General features: G+C 65.0%; 16 protein-coding genes. 8 read left to right on the forward strand and 8 right to left on the reverse strand.

All coding sequences use genetic code 11. The features are described 5' to 3' along the window. Positions 1-96 precede the first annotated feature (96 nt). Positions 97-1,236, reverse strand: a complete 1,140-nt coding sequence (locus AC0L3U_RS08985) for a thiolase C-terminal domain-containing protein (protein WP_473361476.1) — start codon at positions 1,234-1,236, stop codon at positions 97-99. Between the two features lie 4 nt (positions 1,237-1,240). Further along, a complete protein-coding gene (locus AC0L3U_RS08990; protein ID WP_473361477.1) occupies positions 1,241-1,654 on the reverse strand; it encodes a Zn-ribbon domain-containing OB-fold protein in 414 nt (137 codons plus the stop codon). Positions 1,655-1,827: 173 nt separating this feature from the next. On the opposite strand from AC0L3U_RS08990, the gene AC0L3U_RS08995 reads away from it, so the two are divergent. From AC0L3U_RS08995 to AC0L3U_RS09015, 5 genes are all read left to right on the forward strand, one after another. Beyond that, positions 1,828-3,177, forward strand: coding sequence for an amidase (locus tag AC0L3U_RS08995; protein WP_473361478.1), 1,350 nt, complete (start codon positions 1,828-1,830; stop codon positions 3,175-3,177). After that, complete coding sequence (locus AC0L3U_RS09000) at positions 3,170-3,856, forward strand: DUF2848 domain-containing protein (protein ID WP_473361479.1); 687 nt, start codon at positions 3,170-3,172, stop codon at positions 3,854-3,856. Before AC0L3U_RS08995 ends, AC0L3U_RS09000 begins: the two co-directional genes overlap by 8 nt. Before the next feature lie 186 nt (positions 3,857-4,042). Further along, positions 4,043-4,789 carry a 2OG-Fe(II) oxygenase gene (locus tag AC0L3U_RS09005; RefSeq protein ID WP_473361480.1) on the forward strand — a complete coding sequence of 249 codons (747 nt, stop codon included), beginning with the start codon at positions 4,043-4,045 and terminating at the stop codon, positions 4,787-4,789. A 9-nt stretch (positions 4,790-4,798) separates the two neighbouring features. Then, entirely contained in the window at positions 4,799-5,452 is a 654-nt protein-coding gene (gene alkB, locus AC0L3U_RS09010) for a DNA oxidative demethylase AlkB (protein WP_473361600.1), read from the forward strand. 54 nt (positions 5,453-5,506) lie between these two features. Further along, positions 5,507-6,748 (forward strand): MFS transporter, encoded by a 1,242-nt coding sequence (locus tag AC0L3U_RS09015; protein WP_473361481.1) that lies wholly within the window; start codon positions 5,507-5,509, stop codon positions 6,746-6,748. Here the strand turns inward: AC0L3U_RS09015 and AC0L3U_RS09020 are convergent. The 6 genes from AC0L3U_RS09020 to hpaH form a co-directional block, all read right to left on the reverse strand. Further along, positions 6,726-8,354 carry a thiamine pyrophosphate-dependent enzyme gene (locus tag AC0L3U_RS09020; protein ID WP_473288852.1) on the reverse strand — a complete coding sequence of 543 codons (1,629 nt, stop codon included), beginning with the start codon at positions 8,352-8,354 and terminating at the stop codon, positions 6,726-6,728. The genes AC0L3U_RS09015 and AC0L3U_RS09020 overlap by 23 nt on opposite strands. A 25-nt stretch (positions 8,355-8,379) precedes the next feature. After that, positions 8,380-9,249 carry a fumarylacetoacetate hydrolase family protein gene (locus tag AC0L3U_RS09025; protein WP_473361482.1) on the reverse strand — a complete coding sequence of 290 codons (870 nt, stop codon included), beginning with the start codon at positions 9,247-9,249 and terminating at the stop codon, positions 8,380-8,382. A gap of 3 nt (positions 9,250-9,252) precedes the next feature. Further along, on the reverse strand, positions 9,253-10,236 hold the full coding sequence (gene hpaD, locus AC0L3U_RS09030) for a 3,4-dihydroxyphenylacetate 2,3-dioxygenase (protein ID WP_354056375.1): 984 nt from the start codon (positions 10,234-10,236) through the stop codon (positions 9,253-9,255). Between the two features lie 65 nt (positions 10,237-10,301). Beyond that, positions 10,302-11,840 (reverse strand): 5-carboxymethyl-2-hydroxymuconate semialdehyde dehydrogenase, encoded by a 1,539-nt coding sequence (hpaE, locus tag AC0L3U_RS09035; protein WP_473361483.1) that lies wholly within the window; start codon positions 11,838-11,840, stop codon positions 10,302-10,304. Further along, positions 11,833-12,231 carry a 5-carboxymethyl-2-hydroxymuconate isomerase gene (locus tag AC0L3U_RS09040; RefSeq protein ID WP_473361484.1) on the reverse strand — a complete coding sequence of 133 codons (399 nt, stop codon included), beginning with the start codon at positions 12,229-12,231 and terminating at the stop codon, positions 11,833-11,835. Before AC0L3U_RS09040 ends, hpaE begins: the two co-directional genes overlap by 8 nt. Positions 12,232-12,261: 30 nt before the next feature. Continuing rightward, positions 12,262-13,068, reverse strand: a complete 807-nt coding sequence (gene hpaH, locus AC0L3U_RS09045) for a 2-oxo-hept-4-ene-1,7-dioate hydratase (protein ID WP_473361485.1) — start codon at positions 13,066-13,068, stop codon at positions 12,262-12,264. 110 nt (positions 13,069-13,178) lie between these two features. Between hpaH and hpaR the strand changes: the two genes are divergently transcribed. The 3 genes from hpaR (at position 13,179) to AC0L3U_RS09060 (ending at position 15,833) form a co-directional block, all read left to right on the forward strand. Continuing rightward, the gene (gene hpaR / locus AC0L3U_RS09050) at positions 13,179-13,697 is read left to right on the forward strand and encodes a homoprotocatechuate degradation operon regulator HpaR (RefSeq protein ID WP_473361486.1); all 519 of its coding nucleotides are present in this window, start codon (positions 13,179-13,181) and stop codon (positions 13,695-13,697) included. 118 nt (positions 13,698-13,815) lie between these two features. After that, the gene (locus tag AC0L3U_RS09055) at positions 13,816-14,901 is read left to right on the forward strand and encodes a malate/lactate/ureidoglycolate dehydrogenase (RefSeq protein WP_473361487.1); all 1,086 of its coding nucleotides are present in this window, start codon (positions 13,816-13,818) and stop codon (positions 14,899-14,901) included. 155 nt (positions 14,902-15,056) lie between these two features. Beyond that, positions 15,057-15,833, forward strand: coding sequence for an HpcH/HpaI aldolase family protein (locus AC0L3U_RS09060; RefSeq protein WP_018456947.1), 777 nt, complete (start codon positions 15,057-15,059; stop codon positions 15,831-15,833). Positions 15,834-15,862: the final 29 nt, after the last annotated feature.

Raw genomic sequence — 15,862 nt, forward strand, 5'->3', positions numbered from 1 at the left:
GAGGGGGGACTCTCCGCGAGTCAGAGTGTGTGGAAGCAGCCCCTCACCCCAACCCTCTCCCCGTAAGAACGGGGAGAGGGAGAGGCGAGCAGCTCATTACCTCTCGTTCGTAAACACGATCGTGCCCGACGCGGCGAACATGCCGCCGACGCCGTGGCACACCGAAATCTTTGCATTCGGCACCTGCGCCGGTGCGATACCGCGCATCTGCCGCACGCTCTCCTGGAGCGCATACATGCCGTACATGCCCGAATGCATGTAGCTCAATCCGCCGCCATTGGTGTTGAGCGGAAGCTTGCCGCCCGGCCGCGTATTGCCGTCGGCGATGAACTTGCCGGTCTCCTCGTGCGGCATGAAGCCGAGATCGCCGAGGCCGAACAGCGGCAGATGCGCAAAGGCGTCGTAGATCATGAGATGGTCGACGTCCTTATGCGCGATCCCGGCTTCCTTGAAGGCGAGAGGACCGGCGGTCTTGAACGCGCGCGAGGAATTAAAAGTCTCCATTTGGCTGACCATCGGCGTCTCCACGCTCTCGCCGGTGCCCATGATGTAGACCGGCTTGCGCGGAAAATCCTTGGCACGGTCCGCCGAGGTCAGGATCAGCGCGCCGCCGCCGTCGGTGACGAGGCAGCATTGCAGCAGGCGGAACGGATAGGCGATCATGCGCGAGTTGAGGACGTCGGCGACCGTGATCGGATCCTTCATCATCGCGCGCGGATTCTTCGCCGCCCATTCCCGCTGCACCACCGCGACCGAAGCGAGCTGCTCGTGCGTGATGCCGTAGGTCTTCATGAAGCGCAGCACGGGGATCGGGAACATGCTGGGCGGGCCGTAGGCGCCGAACGGCGCCTCGAACTGGCCTTGCAGGCTGTCAGGGGGAATCGAGCGCGGCGCCTTGCCGATCATCGACTTGCCGCTCTCGGCATGGGTGATCAGCACGGTCTTGCACAGGCCGGCCTCGATCGCCGCGGCGGCATGGCGGACGTGCAGCATGAAGGAGCAGCCGCCGACCGAGGTGCCGTCCACCCAGGTCGGCTTGATGCCGAGATAGTGGCAGACCTGCTGCGGCGTTTCGACGGCGGTGGCGAAGCCGTCGATGTCGGACAGCTTCAGTCCGGCATCGGCAATGGCATTGAGCGCCGCATCCGCGTGAAGCTGGAGCTGCGAGACGTTGGGGATGACACCGAGTTCGGTGGTCTCGGCCGCGCCGACGACGGCAACCTGATTGCTGCGCATGGGCTTACCCCTTCGCCGGACGGAATACGGGAAGGGTGGTCTTGTCGTCGAGTGCCTCGAAGGCGACCTCGAGCTTCATGTCGAGCTCGAGCGCCTCCGGCGTCTGCGGGCAGTCGATGATGTTGCTCATCATCCGCGGCCCCTCGGCAAGCTCGACCACTGCGATGGCGTAAGGCGGCGTGAAGCCGGGCGCGGCGGGACGGTGGTTGATCACGTAGCTGTAGAGAAAGCCCTTGCCGCTCGCTTTGAAGATGCTGACCTTGCGCGAGGCGCAGGACGGGCAGAACGGGCGCGGCGGGAAATAGACATGCGCGCAGGCGTCGCAGCGCTGCAGGCGCAACTCGCCCGCCTTGGTGCCGTCCCAGAAATGCTGGGTCTCGGGCGTCGGTTTCGGTCGCGCGCGCTGCGGTTCGGCCATCTCGGCAGGTCCTCCCAAGGCCAAGCTGAGCCCGGCTGTTGCGATCTTGATGCGACAATCGACCATGGCGCGTCAACGGTCCAGCAATGCGCATGCATGCCATCATGCGCACAATGCTTGTGTCGAACTGAGGCAGCGCTATACATTGCGCGCAAATATTCCGTGAGACAGACATGCCCGATTTTTCGACACTGAAGAAGCTCGCCGAAGACCTCGAAAGCGGCCGCACCACCTCCCGCAAGCTGGTCGAGGCTTGCATCGCCAAAATCGCCGATCCGGCCGGCGAGGGGCAGCGCGCCTTCATCCATGTCGACAAGGACGCCGCGCTCGTGGCGGCGGATGCGATGGACGGTTTGCGCAAGGTGAAGGCGGCGCCGTCGCGCTACGCCGGTATCCCGGTCTCGATCAAGGATCTCTTCGACATCAAGGGCCAGGTGACGCGCGCCGGCTCCCGCGCGCTGGATGATTCCTCGCCGGCCGAACAGGATGCCCCCACGGTGGCGCGGCTGCGCAAGGCCGGCTTCGTCGTGATCGGGCGGACCAACATGACCGAGTTCGCCTATTCCGGCATCGGCATCAATCCGCATTACGGCACGCCAAAGGGCGTCTGGAACCGGGCCGAGGGCCACGTGCCCGGCGGCTCGTCCTCGGGCGCCGCGGTTTCCGTGCTCGACGGCATGGCGCATGGCGCGCTCGGCACCGACACCGGCGGCTCCTGCCGGATTCCGGCGGCCTATAACGGCATCGTCGGCTACAAGCCGACGCAGCGGCGCGTGCCGCTCGACGGTGCTGTGCCGCTGTCGTTCTCGCTCGACAGCATCGGGCCGCTGGCACGATCGGTCAGTTGCTGTGCCATTCTCGATGCCGTGCTCGCGAACGAGCCGATCGCCCCGCTGAAGCCTCGCCCGGTCAAGGGCATGCGGCTGGCGGTGCCGACCACGATCGCGCTCGACGACCTCGACGCGGCTGTGGCCTCGACATTCGAGCGTGCACTCAAGAGCCTTGCCGATCACGGTGCGATCATCGAGCGCATCGAGATGGCCGAATTCCACGACATCGGACCGATGAACGCCAAGGGCGGCTTCGCGGCTTCCGAAAGCTACGCCTGGCATCGCTACCTCCTCACGTCCAAGGGCGACGTCTACGATCCCCGAGTCTCCGTGCGCATCATGCGTGGCGAGGCGCAGAGCGCGGCGGACTACATCGATCTTCTCCACGAGCGCCGCTCGCTGATCGCCCGCGTCAATGCGCGCATCGCGCCCTATGACGCGCTGGTGCTGCCGACCACCGCCAACACGCCGCCGAAAATTTCGGACCTTGCCGACGACAAGGCGTTCACCAGGGAAAACCTGCGGGCGCTCCGCAATTGCACCCTGATCAACATGATCGACGGCTGCGCCATCTCGCTGCCTGCGCATCGCGAGGGCGAGATTCCCGTCGGCCTGATGCTGGCGGGCGCGGGCGGATCGGACCGCCGTATCTTCGAGCTTGCTGCCGGCATGGAGGCCGTAATTCGTGTTTGACCTGACTTTCACCGTCGACGCCCAGGACACCACCACGCCGCTGACGCTGGCGATCGACCAGATGGTCATCGCCGGCTGGACCGGCCGCGATCCGGTCGCGCGCGACAAGCACATCAAAGAGCTGCAAGAGATGGGCATCGCCCCGCCGGCGTCGACGCCGATCTACTACCGCGCCTCGGCACGGCGCCTGACGATGGAAGACAGCATCGAGTGCACCGGCGGCGATTCCAGCGGCGAGGTCGAATTCGTGCTGATCGGCTGGCAGGGGCGTATTTTCGTCGGTTGCGGCTCCGACCACACCGACCGCAAGGTCGAGGCCTACAGCGTCACGGTGTCCAAGCAGATGTGCGACAAGCCGATCGCATCCACGCTGTGGGAGCTTGAGGACGTCATCGGCCATTGGGAGAGGATGATCCTGCGCTCCTGGGCCACGATCAAGGGCGAGCGCGTGCTCTACCAGGAGGGCACGCTCGACGCGATGCTGCCGGTCGCTGACTTGATTGCGCGTGGCTTCGGGGGAGGGAAATTTCCCGACGGTTGCGCCATGTTCGGCGGCACGTTTGCGGCGAAGGGCGGTATCCGCCCCGCCGACCGTTTCGATTTCGAGCTGGAAGACCCCGTGCTGAAGCGCACGATCAAGCACGGCTACGACGTGGTGACGCTGCCGGTGAGGGGCTAAAGTCTCTCCGCCGTCATTGCGAGCGGAACTCTCTCCGCCGTCATTGCGAGGAGCTCTTGCGACGAAGCAATCCAGGCTGGTTCCGCGGGGGCACTCTGGATTGCTTCGCCGCTTTGCTCGCAATGACGGGGAGAGAGACGGAAATCGGGTGGTAGAGGATGGGGCGGTCTTGCGAAAGTCAGTGCCATGACAGCAACAGCACGCAAATCGCCTCAATCTCCGGCAGCCGACCTCGCCGGCCACGTTGATACCCTCGACTGGCCCCAGATCACCGCCGAACTCGACACCCAGGGCTCCGCTATCCTGAAGGGCCTGCTCACGCCGGACCAATGCCGCGCCGTCGCCGCGCTCTATCCCGACGACGCCAACTTCCGCAGCCGCATCGTCATGGGCCGCCACGGCTTTGGCCGCGGCGAGTACAAATATTTCTCCTACCCGCTGCCCGATCTGATCGCGCAATTGCGCCCGGCGCTCTACGCGCATCTCCAGGGCATCGCCAATCGCTGGAACGAGGCGATGGGGATCGACATCCGCTATCCCGCCGAACACGCGGCGTTCCTGAAGCGCTGCCACGAGGCAGGCCAAGCGCGGCCGACGCCGCTGCTGCTGCAATACGAGGCAGGCGATTTCAACTGCCTGCATCAGGATCTCTATGGCGAGCACGTGTTCCCGCTGCAGGTCGCGATCCTCTTGTCCGAGCCCGGCCGCGATTTCACCGGCGGCGAGTTCGTGCTGACCGAGCAGCGCCCGCGCATGCAGTCCCGCGCCGAAGTGGTTCCGCTCGCGCAGGGCGACGCAGTTACTTTTGCCGTGCATCACCGCCCGGCGCAGGGGACACGCGGCACCTACCGCGTTAACCTGCGCCATGGCGTCAGCCGGATTCGCTCTGGCCAGCGCCACACACTAGGTGTGATCTTTCACGATGCGAAATAAACGCTGCCTCTGATGGCGGATTTGTTCGACCATGTCGCCGAAGCCCAGCCGTCGCGCGAAGAGATCGCCGACGGCGCCGTTCTGCTGCGCGGCTTCGTCAAGCCAATCGAGAGCGAGCTGATCGAAGCGGTGCGCGCCATCGTGGCGCAATCGCCGTTCCGGCGCATGACCACGCCCGGCGGGCATTTGATGTCGGTGGCGATGACCAATTGCGGCGAGCGCGGCTGGATCACCGATCATACCGGTTACCGCTATGATCCCGTCGATCCGCGGACCGGCGCGCCGTGGCCGGCGATGCCACCGGTGCTCCGCGATCTCGCTCGCCGCGCGGCGGAGCAGGGCGGCTTTGCCGGCTTCGCGCCCGATGCCTGCCTCGTGAACCGCTACGAGCCCGGCACGCGGCTGTCATTGCATCAGGACAAGGACGAGCTGGATTATTCAGCGCCGATCGTCTCGGTCTCGCTCGGGCTGCCCGCGACCTTCCTGTTCGGCGGCCTGGCACGCAGCGACAAGCCGCGCCGCTTCCGGCTGATCCATGGCGATGTCGTGGTCTGGGGCGGGCCGTCACGGCTCGCCTATCACGGCGTCGCGCCGCTGGCCGACGGCGAGCATGCGTTGCTGGGGCGGAAGCGGATCAATTTGACATTCCGAAAGGTCCGCTGACGCGTTTCCTCGCAGCCGCCGCTCGTCTAAGCTTCCGGCGGGGGAGACGGCGATATGGCGACCACACAGCTCTCGGCCGGCACTGGCGCGGCCAACCGTACCGGCTTGTATCTGGCCGTGCTGCAACTGGCGTTCACGCTTGGCTGGACCACCTACGTCATCTATCTGCCCAAGCTCGCGGCTGAGGTCGGCATCGCGCCATCGGCCGTCATCCTCATCCTGATGCTGGACCAGGCGATCTTCACCATCGCTGACACCGCGATGGGGATCGCCGCCGACAAGATCGCTCCCCATCTCGGCAGGCTTGGCCTTTTCGTCGGGCTCGTGGCCGCGATCTCCTGCGGCGCGTTCGTCGCGCTGCCCTTCGTCGCAGGGCGCGGCGTGGCCGCGCAGGGGTGGTTCATTGCCCTGATCGTGGTCTGGTCGATCACTTCGTCCGCACTGCGCGCGCCACCGCTGACCCTGCTCGGCAGATACCGCGCCCGGCCGCAGGTGCCGTTCCTCGCCGCGCTCGCGATGCTCGGCTATGGCGTCGCCGGCGCAGTCTCGCCCTATCTCGGCGTGGTGCTGCGCGAGCACGATGCGCGGCTGCCCTTCGTGATATCGAGCGCAGTATTGCTGTTGACCGCGCTCGGACTGTCACGGATCGAGCACGAGGTGGCCCGCGCCACCGCGCCGCCGACACTGGCCGAGGCGGCAAAGCCGCTTGGCCTCGTGCCGATCGCCTTCATCGTCGCAATGGTGGCGCTCGCGCTCGGCTATCAGTTGCACTTCGCTCTGAACAGCGCGCCGTTCTACCTGCGCTTTGCCAAGCCGGATGAGCTGCAATGGCTGATGCCGGTGTTCTGGATCGGTTTCAATATTGCGATGTTTCCGGCAAGCCTCGTCGTCAAGCACCGTGGCGGCGTGATCGTGATGGGCGCGGCCGGACTGCTTGGAGCCGTCGCGATTGCTGCGGCCGAATTCGCCGGCAGCCTCAACACCCTGATCGTCGCGCAGTTTCTCGCCGGAGCGGCGTGGGGCTGCATGCTGATGAGCGCGATCTCGGCTGCGTTGGCCATCGGCTCGACGGGCGCGGAAGGAAAGGTGACCGGCCTCGTCTTCTCGGCGCTCGCACTCGGGACCTTCGCGCGAATGGCGGCGGTCGCCGGCGGCTTGCAGAAAATGCCTGACTACGCGCCGCTGCTGCACTGGGCCCCGGTCGCCTGCTGGGCGGTCGCAGGCGCGGGCTTGCTGGTGATCGCGGCAGCGCGGCTACAGGGCGGCGTTCACCTCAAGGCTTCGGCGGGTGAATGAACGCCCACGGGCTCACTTCCGAATCCCGCGTCACTTCCACCGAGATCAGATACGGCCCGCCATGCGCCAGCGCCTTCTCCATCGCCGCCTTGAACTGATCCGGCGCGGTGACGCGCGCCGCGGCGACGCCAAAGGACTCCGCGAGCTTGACGAAATCCGGGTTGACCAGGTCCGACGCCACCACGCGGCCGTCAAAACGCTCGCGCTGGTCGCGGCGGACATTGCCGTAGGCGTTGTTGTTGAACACCAGCGTCACCACGGCGATATTGAACTGCACGGCGGTGGCAAGCTCCTGCACGCCGAACATGAAGCCGCCGTCGCCGGTGATCGCCACCACCGGCTTGTCGGGGTTGGCGACCTTGGCGCCGAGCGCGGTCGGGAAGCCCGAGCCGAGCGTGCCCTGATAGCCTGACGTGATGAAGGTGCGCGGCTCGTAGATCGGAAAACCGTACCAGGAGGCGAAGCCGAACTGCGACAATTCATCGGTCACGATCGCGTTCGCCGGCAGCACTTCGCGCAGGATGTTGAGATAGGCCATCTGCGGCTGGATGCGCTGGATCTCGGCTTGCGCGCTCGCAGTGGCCTCGCGGATCTCTCCCCGCCGGCCGCTGGTCCTGGCATAGCCGGCCTTCTTCACGGCTGCGACGAGATCGGCCGTGCCGGCTTTGGCGTCGGCGACGATAGCGACATCGGAAGCGAGCCGGCGCATCTCGGCCGGATCGATATCGACACGAATGGATTTCAGCCCCTTCGGCTGATACGGCCAGCGGAAGCCCGACGCCGGCAGCTCGGCGCGCGTGCCGATTGCGATCATCAAATCGGTTGTCGGCCACAGCTTGTAAGCTGCCGCCATGGTCAGGCCGAGCTCATGTGCATTGGAGACGATGCCGCGGCCGCTGCGGAAGGCGACGACGGGCGCGTCGATCATCTCGGCCAGTTCGAGAATCTCCTCGCGCGCCTCGATTGCGCCGCTGCCGACGAAGATCATCGGCGCCTTGCTGTTCCTGATCAGCGCGGCCGCCTGCTTGATCATATCAGGGTCGGGCTGCGGCGCGGGCAAAGGCTCAAGCACCTTTGCGGCGGCCGTGTCAGCGCGTTGTGTAAAGACGTCCCAGGGCATCTCGACCGAGGCGGGGCCGCGTCGTCCCGACGTCATCTCCTGGAAGGCGCGCGCGACGGTGGTCGGTGCGTTGCCGGGATATTCGATCCGATCCGCCCATTTCACATAGGTGCGCAAGGTCGCGAGCTGGTCCGGCATCTCGTGCAGATGGCCGCGGCCCTTGCCGAGAAATTGCGTCGGCACCTGGCCGGTGACGCACAGCACCGGCTCGTTGCAGCCGAAGGCGGTGAGCAGCGCGGCGCTGGCGTTGAGCACGCCAGGACCCGGCACCACGCTGAACACGCCGGGCCTGCCGCTGGAACGCGCATAGCCGAACGCCATATAGCCGCAGGCCTGCTCGTGCCGCGCGCCGATCACCTTGAGCTGGGCCTGGTGGAAGGCGTCGAACAGGCCGTAGACTTGCGCGCCGGGCAGGCCGAATACAGTGTCGACGCCATGGGCGACGAGGCCGCTTACGATCGCTTCGCCGCCGGTGAGGGTGGTCATGGCATTATTCCATTTCGATTATTGTTCAGGCTTCGTCGACGACGCCGTTGCGTAAAGATCCGATGCCCTCGGCCGCGACTTCGATAACATCGCCGGGCTTCAGATAACGCGGCGGGTCGAACCGCGCACCGGCGCCGGTTGGCGTGCCCGTGACGATGACGTCGCCGGGAACGAGCGTCGCGAAGGTCGAGATATAGCTGATGAGATAGCGGAACGGGAACATCAATCGGCTGGTGCGGTCGTCCTGCCGCAGCTCGCCGTTGACATGCGTGGTGAGGCGAATGTCGGCGATCTGCGATTCCTGCGTGTAGGGCACCAGCCACGGGCCGAGACTGCCGCTGGAATCGAAGTTCTTGCCCTGCGTGACGTTGAACTTGGCATGGCGCAGCCAGTCGCGCACCGAGCCTTCGTTGCAGAGCGTCAGCGCGGCAATGTGGTCGAGCGCCGAACTTTCCGCAATGTGCCGCCCAGCCTTGCCGATCACCAGCACGATCTCGCCCTCATAGTCGAGCTGCGCTGAGGCGCGCGGGCGCACCAGCGGCGTGTCGTGGCCGACGAAGGAGCGCGGCGAGCGCATGAACATGCTCGGATATTTTGGCGCGTCCTGGCCGTCCTTGTACTCGGCATTGCGGTCGGGGTAGTTGACGCCGATGCAGATGATCTTTTCCGGCGCGGGCACCGGCGGCAGCCAGATGACGTCACCGAGCGCGTGATCGGGCGTGCGGCCGGCAGCCTCTTCGGCGAGGCTCGCGAGCTTTCCCGCCGCGATCACCTCGCGCAGCGTCGGATAGTCCTTTGCGTGGCGCGCGGAGAGATCGACAATGCCGCCGTCAACGACGGCGCCGTAGCTGATGGTACCCTTGACGGAATAGGTGGCGATGCGAGGGAGGTTCATTGCTCAATCCGCCACCAGCACGTCGGCCACGAACTTCGGCTCGCGCACGGCTTGCCCGGAGAACGGCGAGCCCTGCTCGAACCAGGAGCGCGGGGCGGGCGCGCCCCACAATGTCTGGCGGCGCGGATCGCGCAACGACCAGCGCAGCGGCTCGTGGTCGTGATCGCCGGTGAAATAGTCGCTGGTGTAGAGCTCGAGCCGGTGTCCGTCGGGGTCGCGGACGTAGAGGAAGAACGCATTCGAGATGCCGTGGCGGCCGGGGCCACGCTCGATGTTCTTCACGAACCCTTGCGAGGCCATCACGTCGCAGAGATGGATGATGTTCATCGCCGTCGGCGTCCAGTACGCGAAGTGGTGCAGCCGCGGGCCCTTGCCGTTGGTGATGGCGAAATCGTGGACATTGCCCTTGCGATGCATCCAGGCAGCCGCAATGCGCCCGTTCGGTCCGTCCTCTTCGGCGTATTCGGTGAGGCGAAAGCCGAGCCGGGCATAGAATTCGACGGTGTCCTGCACCTCGGCGGCGAACACGTTGAAATGGTCGAGCCGCTGCGGATGGCAACCCCTGTAGAGGTCATAGCGGCGCAGCAGGTGCGGCCGCCGGTCCATCGACGCATACAGCTCGATCTGGAAGCCGAAGGGGTCGGTGAATTGCAGCGTGCGGCCCTGGAACGGCTGATCGACGAAAGCGTAGCCCAGGCCGTTCTCGGACAGAAACTTTGCAGCCTTGTCCAGATCCCCGTCATTGCCGACCTTGAAGCCGAGGCGGTTGCAGGCAGGCGCCGCCGCCTTGCGCAACACCAGCGAGTGATGCTGATGCTCCTCGGCGGCGCGCAAATAGACGACCTTGTCGTCGGCGTCCTCGACATGCAGGCCGACAACGCTTTCATAGAACTCGCGGCTGAGCTTCAGATCGGTCACGTCCAGCACGGCGTGGCTGGAGCGGATGATGTTGAACGGCGGCTCGAAGATATGTTGCGGTACGGGCATTGCGTTTCCCCTCTCCAGACCCCGCCATTCCCCGTCCGCGCTCCGCGCGTCGAGGAACGTGAGCGTTAGATTCCCAACTTCTGAATCTTGTGCGTGCCCCGCGCCAGCGAGACGTGCTTGGTTTCCATGTAGAAATCGAACGAGTAATCGCCGCCGTCGCGGCCGATGCCTGAGGCCTTCATGCCGCCGAACGGCGTCGGCAGATGGCGGACGTTTTCCGAGTTCAGCCAGATCATGCCGGCCTCCAGCGCATCCGCGACACGCAGCGCGCGGCCGACATCGTTGGTCCAGACATAGCCGGTCAGGCCATAGCGGATGTCGTTGGCGATCTCGATCGCGTCTGCTTCGTCCTTGAAGGGCAGCACGGTGAGGAAGGGGCCGAACACCTCCTCCTGCGCCACGCGCATCTTGCCATGTGCGCCGGTCACCAGCGTCGGCTCGACATAATGTCCGCCGCCCGGGCCGTCATAGGCCTTGCCGCCGACCGCGATGGTCGCGCCGTCCTGGCGTGCGACGTCGAAATAGGAGCACACCTTCGCCAGATGCCGCTCGTGGATCAGCGGTCCGATCTCGGTGGCGGGATCGAGGGGATGACCAACCTTCAGGGCTCTTACCCGCGCGGTCAGCTTCTCGATGAACTTTTCGGCGATGCCGGCCTGGATCAGCAGGCGGCTCGACGACGTGCAGCGCTCGCCATTGAGCGAGTAGATCATGAACACGACGGCATCGAGTGCGCGGTCGAGATCGGCGTCGTCGAACACGATCACCGGGTTCTTGCCGCCGAGCTCGAAATGCACGCGCTTCAAGGTGGGCGCGCCCTGAACCATGATCGCGGAGCCCGTCGAACTTTCGCCGACAAAGCCGATCGCCTTGATGGCGGGATGCTCGGTCAATGCCTTGCCGGCCTCTTCGCCAAAGCCGTGGACGGTGTTGAGCACGCCGTCGGGAACGCCGGCTTCCTTGACGAGCTTTGCCAGAATTGCGGCCGTGACCGGCGACCATTCCGCCGGCTTGTGCACGACGGTGCAGCCGGCGGCGAGGGCAGGGGCGATCTTCCAGGTCGAAAGCATGAACGGCGTATTCCAGGGCGTGATCACGCCGACCGGGCCGATCGGCACGCGCGTCGAGACGTTCCAATGCTCGTCGCTCGGCGTGTTCTGGCCGTCGCGCGCCTCTCCGCATCGATCGGCAAAGAAGCGGAAATTCTCTGCGGCGCGAATCGCGGCCTTGGCCATGAAGCGATAGGCCTGGCCGGTGTCGATGCATTCGAGCACCGCGATGTCCTCGGCATTGTCCTCGATGGCATCGGCGACGCGGTGCAGCAGCTTCTTCCGCATCACTGGGCCCATGTCGCGCCAGGATTTGAAGGCCAGCGCAGCAGCGGTGGCGGCGCGATCGACATCCTCGGCATTGCCGCGGGCGACGCTTGCGAGTATCGCGCCGTCGACCGGCGACTTGGTCTCGAAGGTCTCGCCCGAGATCGAGGGCACGATCTTGCCGTCGATCATGTGGCCGATACCGTCGGCACGCAGCGACTTCAGCAGCGGTGCGATGCGGTCGCGATTGGCCTGGAACACATCGGCTTTCGGCGTGGGCTTATCCATGGGCGGCCTCCGCTTTCAGGGCGTCGTGAATGTTGTTGCGCTTCCAGCTCGTGTCCTTGTCGTTGATCTGCATGTCGAACGAGAGCGCGAATTTCGAGCTTGCGAAGACGGGATCGAGATGCTGGGAGAGCGCCTGGAAGACATGCTCGCCGGCTTTCTTGCGGGTTGGCAGATCGCGGCCTTCGCCGATGCGCAGCACCATGTCGAGAAAGCCGTAGTCTTGCCGCGCGTCCGCGATCGCATAACGCTCGCATCTGACGGCGCGGACGCGGATGCCGCCGAGCGGGAAGATGCCGGTCTCGACCGCGGCCTTGCGCACCACCTCACACGCCGCACCGATGTCGAGGCGGTCGTCGAGATTGGCCGAATATTCGATCGTGAAATGCGGCATCGCGGTTTCACTCCCTGTTTTCTTGTTCGTCTAGGCGAAGTAGCAGCTGACCGAGCCGTAGGCGCCATAATCGGCTTGAATTGTGTCGCCCTTGCGGGTCTCGATCGGACGGATGAAGGAGCCGGCGAGCACGATTTGTCCGGGCTCGAGCGCAAGCCCGAGCGGTGCGATCTTGTTGGCGAGCCAGGCAACGGCCGTGGCGGGATGATTGAGCACGCCGGCGGCAAGGCCGGTCTCTTCGAGCTGGCCGTTCTTGAAACACAGCGCGCCGATCCAGCGCAAATCAGCCTCCAGCGGGCGGATCGGCCGTCCGCCGAGCACGATGCCGGCATTGGCCGCGTTATCGGCAATGGTATCGAAGATCTTTCGCGTCGCCTTGGTCCGGGGATCGACGCGCTCGATCCGAGTGTCCAGAATCTCCAGCGCCGGAACCACGAAGTCGGTGGCGTTGAGCACGTCGAACAACGTGCAGTCGGGCCCCGCGAGGCGCTTGCTCATGACGAAGGCGAGCTCGGCTTCCACGCGCGTCCCGATGAAGCGCTCGGTCGGGACGAGGCCACCATCGGCAAAGAACATGTCGTCGAGCAACACGCCGGAATCCGGCTCGTTGATGCCAAGCGCGCTCTGCATCGCCTTCGAGGTCAGGCCGATCTTGTGTCCCCTGACGATGCGCCCCTCGGCGATCTTGACGTCGACCCAGGCCTTCTGAATCGCGTAGGCGTCAGCGATGCTGATGTCGGGAAAGTCCTGCGAGAGCTGCCGGATCTGCGTACGGGTCTTCTCCGCCTGGTGCAGACGGCTCGCGCAAGCTCGGATATCGTCGTTGGAAAGCGCCATTTGTGATCTTACAAATCGTGGTGCGGGAAGATACTTAACATGTTAAGTGAATGCGTCAATCGCAAATTGGCTTGCTGCACTGCAAACGTTTCGCGGCTTGAAGGGGCGTCATGGTGAAGAGACCGGCTGATCCTGCGAACGGAAGCGAGCCCGCCGTCCGGCAGGTGCCGATGCGCGACTTCTCGCGCTCGCTACCGATGTCGTTGCTGCGGGCACGCGAAGCGGTGATGCGGCAATTCCGTCCCTCGTTGCGCGAGCATGGCCTGACCGAGCAGCAATGGCGCATTCTGCGCGCGCTCGCTGCGATCGACACGGTCGAGGTCACGGAACTGGCGCGCACCGCGTTCCTGCTCGGACCGAGCCTGTCGCGCATCCTGCGTGATCTGGAGGCGCGCAATTTGATCGAGCGCAAGACCGCGAAGGCGGACCAGCGCCGCAGCATGGTCTCGATCTCGGAAAAGGGCGTGAAGCTGATGGCCTCCGTGGCGCCGTCCTCCGAAGCGATCTATGCGGAGATCACGCGACGCTTTGGCGCACGCAAGCTCGCCGAGTTGCAGGAGATGCTCGGCGAGCTCGAACAGAGTCTCGCAGGGCTCGGCGCGGGCGAGGAAGCAAGTGCCGAGGAGTGAAAGCAGATATGCGCGAGCGCGTAGCGACAGCAATGGACATTGACGTGCTTTTTCGCTCAAGTGCCGCTTAAGCCGATGACTGCAAAATCGGCGCCGAGGTAGAGGCAAACAGACCCTCATGGTCACCATCCAGGTTCAGAAGCTGATCGACTTCGTCACTGAGGTCTTCGCGCATGCGCAATCGTCGCCCGACGAAGCCCGGCGCATCGCCACTTATCTAACCACGGCGAATCTGACCGGCCATGACAGCCACGGCGTGATCCGCGTCCCCGTCTATATTCGCTGGCAGAAGTCCGGCGCGGTCGTGCCCAACCAGAACGCCGAATTGGTGCTCGACACGCCTTCGCTCGCGGTGATCGACGGCAAGTTCGGCTACGGCCAGACCGTGACGCCGCAAGCGGTCCGGATCGGCATCGAGAAGTGCAGGAAGGCGGGACTTGCCGCAGTCGCGCTGCGCAATGCCGGCCATATCGGCCGGGTCGGCGATTGGGCCGAGATGGCCGCCGCCGAAGGACTGATCTCGGTTCATTTCGTCAATGCCGCAGGCTCGTTGCTGGTGGCGCCGTTCGGCGGCGTGGAGAAACGGCTCTCCACCGCACCCTATTGCGTCGGCATTCCGCGCGAGGGCCAGGATCCGATCGTGCTGGACTTTGCAACCTCGGTCGTGGCTGAGGGCAAGGTGCTGGTCGCAAGCCGCGGCGGCAAGAAGTTGCCGAAGGACGCGCTGGTCGATGCCGACGGCAGCCTGAGCGAGGAGCCGGCCGTGCTCTACGGCCCCTACACGCCGGATGGGCCGCGCGATCACACCAAGGGGACGGGCGCGATCCGTGCGTTCGGCGAGCACAAGGGCTCGGGCCTTGCCTTCATGTGCGAGCTGCTCGGCGGCGCGTTGACCGGAACCGGGGCCACGTCCGGCGGTCGGCGCTTCGCCAACGGCATGCTGGCCTTCTACGTCGATCCGAAGGTGGTCGATACCTCCCATGTCTTCGACGCAGAGGTGTCGCGCTATGCCGACTTCATCCGTGCCACCAAGCCCGCGGCCGGGGTCGACCAGGTGCTGATCCCCGGCGATCCCGAGCGGAAAACCCGGGCTGAGCGGACCCAAAACGGCATCCCCTTGCCGGATGACACCTGGGCGGCAATAGTGAATACCGCCCGCGAGGTCGGCGTCAGCGAAGTCAGCATCCAGAGGGCGACCGCATAGGTCTTGCGTCATTGCGAGCGTAGCGCGACGCGCCAGTTCGCGGTAACAGCGGTTGTGCTGTCGCGACGCTCGTCATGGTGACGATAGTCCAAATCACACGGTCCAAATAACACGGTCCAAATAACACGGTCCAAACAACAAAGAAGGAAGGCAACGTGGCGAACAAGGTCAAGGAAATCTGGAAGTCGGGCAAGGCCGTGGTCAACGCGTGGCTCGCGATTCCCTCCGGCTTCTCGGCCGAGATGATCGCGCAATGCGGCTTCGACAGCGTCACCGTCGACATGCAGCACGGCGTGCAGGATTATCTGTCGATGGTGCAGTGCTTCCAGGCGATGGACAAGCATCCGATCACGCCGATGGTCCGCGTGCCCTGGAACGAGCCCGGCATCATCGGCAAGGTGCTCGATGGCGGTGCCTATGGCGTGATCTGCCCGATGGTCAACACGCCGCAGGAAGCCAGGAATCTCGTCTCCTATGCCAAGTACCCGCCGAAGGGCGTCCGCTCCAACGGCCCGATCCGCGCCGGCATGTACGGCACCGCGGGCTCCTACCAGAAGACGGCCAACGACGACATCGTGCTGCTGCCGATGATGGAGACCAAAACCGCGGTCGAGAACATGGAAGCGATCTTCGACGTCGAAGGCATCGACGGCGTCTATATCGGCCCGTCCGATCTCGGCTTCTCCTACGGCCTCGAGCCGAAGCTCGATCGCACCGAGCCCGAAATCCTGGCGATCTACGAGAAGATCATCAAGGAGTGCGGCAAGCGCGGCCTCAACCCCGGCATCCATTGCAGCGGCGCCGAAGGCGCCGCACGCGCCATCAACATGGGCTTCAAGCTGGTGACGCTCTCGAACGAGGTCGGCCTGATGACGACCTACGCCAAGATGCAGGTCAATGCCACCCGGAAGGATTCCGGCGGCAAGGCCTGATCTCTTCCCTTTTCCCTCTCCCCGTTCTT

It is taken from the genome of Bradyrhizobium sp. Kon69, assembly GCF_055807515.1.